Genomic DNA, 4327 nt, shown 5'->3' with positions numbered 1-4327 from the left:
CGCGTACGTCAGCACCGCGTGCAGCCGCTCCTCGCCGGTGGGCGGACCGGGGTGCAGCAGGACGACACCGGGGAGGAGCTGCTGCCAGGGGCCGTCGGGACGGCACTGCTCGTTCACCTCGGCCGCCGGGACGCCGTGCGCCCGGAGCTGGGCCGTCGTTAGAACGCGGCGGTGCACCTCGGAGAGGTGGCTGAGGGGGCGGGGGGAGAGCGGGGTGTTGTGGTTCATGAACCGGGGTTTCCCGCGCCGGATCCGCTCCCTAACCGCTGTTACATGCCCGTCGACAAATCCGGACGATGCGGTACTAAAGGACAGGCGTTCGGATGCCGAGTAGGCACCGAAAACCCCTGGTCCGGATGGGGTGGACCAGGGGTTACGGCTGCGATTACCTGTATTCAGTAACGGTCACGGAGCGGCGAATCGCAGGCCAACGATCAAGCGCCGGAACCGCCGGAACCGCCGGAACCCCGGCCCCCGTTGTCCGCCTCCTGCGCCCGCAGCGCCCGCGCCAGATCGTCCCGCGCCTCCAGCACCAGCCGGCGCAGGGCGGGGGCCGCCCCCTCGTGGGACGTCAGCCACGCGTCCGTCGCGGCCAGCGTCGCCCGCCCGTCCTCGGCGGTCGGGAACGCCGGGAACAGACCCTTCACCACATCCATGGCGATCTGGATCGACCGCTCCTCCCACACCCGCTCGATCGCCGCGAAGTACTTCTCCGTGTACGGCGCCAGCAGCTCCCGCTGCGACGGCTGCACGAAGCCCGCGATCGTCGCCTCGACGAACGCGTTGGACAGCGCGTCCGACTCCACGACCTGCGCCCACGCCTGCGCCTTGACGGCCGCCGAGGGGCGGGCGGCGAGACAGCGGACCTGGTGCCGCTTGCCCGACGCGGTGTCGTCCCGGGCCAGCTCGGCGGCCACCGCGGACCCGTCCGTCACCCCGTGTGCGGTCAGCGGCTCCAGGAACGCCCAGCGCAGCTCCTGGTCGACCGTCAGACCCTCGATCTTCTCCGTACCGTCCAACAGGCCCCGCAACAGCGCCAGTTCCTCCGGCGCCGACGCCACCGACGCATAGAAACGCGCCCAGGCCAGCTGCTGCTCACTGCCGGGCTCGGCGTCCCGCAGATCCCGCTCCGCGATGTGCGCCAGCAGCTTCGCGCCGGTCTCGCGCCACCACGGCGGCGAGTAGTTGACCAGCGCCGAGTTCGCCCACGCGTGCAGCATCTGCAGCACACCGATGTCGGTCTCCCGGCGCCCGAACCGCATCACCAGGTCGATGAAGTCGGGCGCGAGCAGCAACGCGTCCCGCGTCATGTTCCACAGCGTCGACCAGCACAGGGCACGCGCCATCGGGTCGGTCAGCGCGCCGAGCCGGTCCCGCAGGGTGGCCAACGAGACCGCGTCGAAACGGGTCTTGGCGTACGTGAGGTCCTCGTCGTTGACGAGCACCAGCTCCGGCGCGTCCGCACCCGCCAGCTCCACCACGACCGTCCGCGGACCGTCGACGTCCACCTCGGCCCGCTCGTACCGGACGAGACGCGCGTCCTCCGTCCGGTAGAGGCCGACGACCACCCGGTGCGGGCGGAGTTCGGGGTGCGACTCGGCCGCTTCCTGGAGCACGGTCAGTTCGGCGATACGGCCGCCCTCCACGTCCAACACCACTTGCGGAGTGAGGGTGTTGACCCCGGCCGTCTGCAGCCACGACCGCGACCAGGACGCCATGTCCCGCCCGCTCGTCTCCTCCAACACCGACAACAGGTCACCGAGGCGCGTGTTGCCGTACGCGTTCCGCTTGAAGTAGCGGCGCGCGCCCTCCAGGAACGCGTCCTGGCCGACGTACGCCACCAACTGCTTCAGTACGGAAGCCCCCTTGGCGTACGTGATGCCGTCGAAGTTGAGCTTCGCGTCCTGGAGGTCGCGGATGTCGGCGGTGACCGGGTGCGTGGAGGGCAGCTGGTCGGCGCGGTAGGCCCACGCCTTGCGGCGGTTGGCGAAGCTGATCCACGCGTCGGTGAAGCGGGTCGCGCCGACGCTCGCGAACACCCCCATGAAGTCCGCGAAGGACTCCTTCAGCCACAGGTCGTCCCACCACTCCATGGTGACCAGGTCGCCGAACCACATGTGCGCCATCTCGTGCAGGAGCGTGTTGGCCCGGCCCGCGTACGACGCCTGCGTCACCTTGCCGCGGAAGATGTACTCCTCGCGGAAGGTGACGAGCCCCGGGTTCTCCATCGCGCCGAGGTTGTACTCGGGCACGAACGCCTGGTCGTACTTCCCGAACGGGTACGGGTAGTCGAAGTGGTCGTGGAAGAAGTCCAGCCCCTGCTTCGTCACCAGGAACACGTCGTCGGAGTCGAAGTACGGCGCCAGACCCCTGCGGCACATCGCGCCGAGCGGGATCTCCAGCGTCGTACCGTCGTCGAAGGTGCGGGAGTAGGAGTCCGTGACGTAGTGGTACGGGCCCGCAAGGAACGCCGTGATGTACGTCGAGATCGGCTTCGTCTCCGCGAACCTCCATACGCCGTCGGTCAGTTCACCGGCGCCGTTGCTCCACACCGTCCAGCCCTCGGGCGCCCGCACCTCGAAGCGGAACGGCGCCTTGAGGTCCGGCTGCTCGAAGTTGGCGAAGACCCGGCGCGAGTCGGCCGGCTCGTACTGGGTGTAGAGGTAGATCTCGCCGTCCTCGGGATCGACGAAGCGGTGCATGCCCTCGCCGGTACGGGAGTACGCGCACCGCGCGTCGACGATCAGCTCGTTCTCCGCGGCCAGGTCCTCCAGCTGGATCCGGGAGCCGTCGAAGACCTCGCCCGGGTCGAGATCCCTGCCGTTGAGCGACACGGCGGTCACGCCCGGCGCGATCAGGTCCGCGAAGCTCGCCGCGCCCGGCTCGGCGCAGCGGAACCGGATCGTGGTCACGGACCGGAACGTCCGCGGCCCGTCCCCGGCATCGTCGCCCACCGCCGAGCGCAGGTCGAGGGACACGTCGTACCCGTCGACGGACAGCAGTGCGGCCCGCTCCCGGGCCTCGTCGCGGGACAGATTCTCACCGGGCACGGAGGCACTCCCTCGGATGGTCTTCGCTGCAGGGTCAGGGCCGATCCTGCCATGTGCCCCTGACCGCGGGCACCGGGGAATGAGGTGGCGAGGGGCGGTGTTGCCGTGGGGAAACGGCTGTATTCCGAGGAGCGTCATGTCTGAGACCGCCAAGACCCCCGTGGACTTCTGGTTCGACCCCCTGTGCCCCTGGGCCTGGATGACCTCCCGGTGGGTGCTGGAAGTGGAGAAGGTCCGCGACATCGAGGTCCGCTGGCACATCATGAGCCTGGCGGTGCTCAACGAGCCCAAGATCGACGAGCTGCCCGAGGAGTACCGCGAGCTGCTCGCCACCAAGGCCTGGAAGCCGATCCGCGTGGTCACCGCCGTCTGGCAGAAGCACGGCGCGGACGCCCTCGGCCCGTTCTACACCGCCCTCGGCACCCGCATCCACAACAACGGCGAGGGCCCGACCGTCGAGGCCATCGTCGGCGCGCTCGCGGACGTCGGCCTGCCCGCCGACCTGATCGACTACGCCGACCAGGAGGACTTCGAGTTCGACGCCGAGCTGCGCGCCTCCCACAAGGAAGGCATCGACAAGGTCGGCCAGGACGTCGGCACCCCCGTCATCGCCGTCCCCGGCCCCGACGGCGAGCAGATTGCCTTCTTCGGCCCGGTCGTCACCCCCGCCCCCAAGGGCGAGGAAGCGGCCCGCCTCTGGGACGGCACCGTCGCGGTCGCGTCCGTTCCCGGCTTCTACGAGATCAAGCGCTCCCGCACCAAGGGCCCCGACTTCAGCAACCTGTAAGCACAGCGGCGCTCACTCCGGGGCGGCGGCCTTCTCCTCACGGAACTTCTCGGGGAGATCGCCGCCGCCGTGCTTGTTGTACGCCGGCTGGTACCGCACACAGCCCTTGACGGCGCAGCGCCACAGATCCCCCACGTAGTGCCGGGGCCCCTTCTCCTCACGGACGGCGGCCTTCTCGCCGTCGGCCATCTTCTGGAAGTCCTGCCACCCAAGACAGTTCGGGCACCACCGTCGAAGTACCGCCATGAACTCCTCCTCGCCACACACGGCCAGGCCGGTAGTACACCGCGAATCGCAGGCGCCCGCCCCCGAAATCACCGGCTCCGGTGGCGAGCCGCCGCCAGCCGCGCCAGATGGTCCTCGTACCCCTTCGCGTAGTACGCGGCCCGCCCCGCGTCCGGCTCGACCACCTCCGTCGGCCGCGTCCAGGCCTCCGCGTCCAGCGGAACCCCGTACCGCTCGGCCGCCGCGAGAGATCGGAAGAGCGTCG

At 69.9% G+C, this 4327-nt stretch carries 3 protein-coding genes and 2 pseudogenes; 1 reads left to right on the top strand and 4 read right to left on the bottom strand.

From position 1 onward, the window contains the following. Together R6V09_RS47225 and pepN are read right to left on the bottom strand one after the other, a co-directional pair. Positions 1-228 (bottom strand): annotated as a pseudogene (locus tag R6V09_RS47225) (hypothetical protein); the annotation flags it as partial. Between the two features lie 206 nt (positions 229-434). Continuing rightward, a complete protein-coding gene (pepN, locus tag R6V09_RS47220) occupies positions 435-3050 on the bottom strand; it encodes an aminopeptidase N (protein ID WP_317887624.1) in 2616 nt (871 codons plus the stop codon). A 136-nt stretch (positions 3051-3186) separates the two neighbouring features. Here pepN and R6V09_RS47215 point away from each other — a divergent pair, with 136 nt between their 5' ends. Next, entirely contained in the window at positions 3187-3837 is a 651-nt protein-coding gene (locus R6V09_RS47215; protein WP_317887623.1) for a mycothiol-dependent nitroreductase Rv2466c family protein, read from the top strand. A gap of 12 nt (positions 3838-3849) precedes the next feature. Here R6V09_RS47215 and R6V09_RS47210 read toward each other — a convergent pair whose 3' ends face one another. After that, a complete protein-coding gene (locus tag R6V09_RS47210) occupies positions 3850-4083 on the bottom strand; it encodes a hypothetical protein (protein ID WP_317887622.1) in 234 nt (77 codons plus the stop codon). 68 nt (positions 4084-4151) lie between these two features. Then, positions 4152-4327, bottom strand: a pseudogene (locus R6V09_RS47205) (carbohydrate kinase); the annotation flags it as partial.

Origin of the sequence: Streptomyces sp. W16 (genome assembly GCF_033194735.1) — a bacterium.
In the GTDB taxonomy this organism is placed as follows: Bacteria; Actinomycetota; Actinomycetes; order Streptomycetales; family Streptomycetaceae; genus Streptomyces.
The sequence above is the reverse complement of the archived record's forward strand: the minus strand, read 5'-3'. Positions and strand labels throughout refer to the sequence as shown.

Excerpts from the sequence above, each read along its gene's own strand:
- R6V09_RS47210 (WP_317887622.1), bottom strand. The coding sequence starts at position 4,083 with ATGGCGGTACTTCGACGGTGGTGCCCGAACTGTCTTGGGTGGCAGGAC.
- R6V09_RS47215 (WP_317887623.1), top strand. The coding sequence starts at position 3,187 with ATGTCTGAGACCGCCAAGACCCCCGTGGACTTCTGGTTCGACCCCCTG.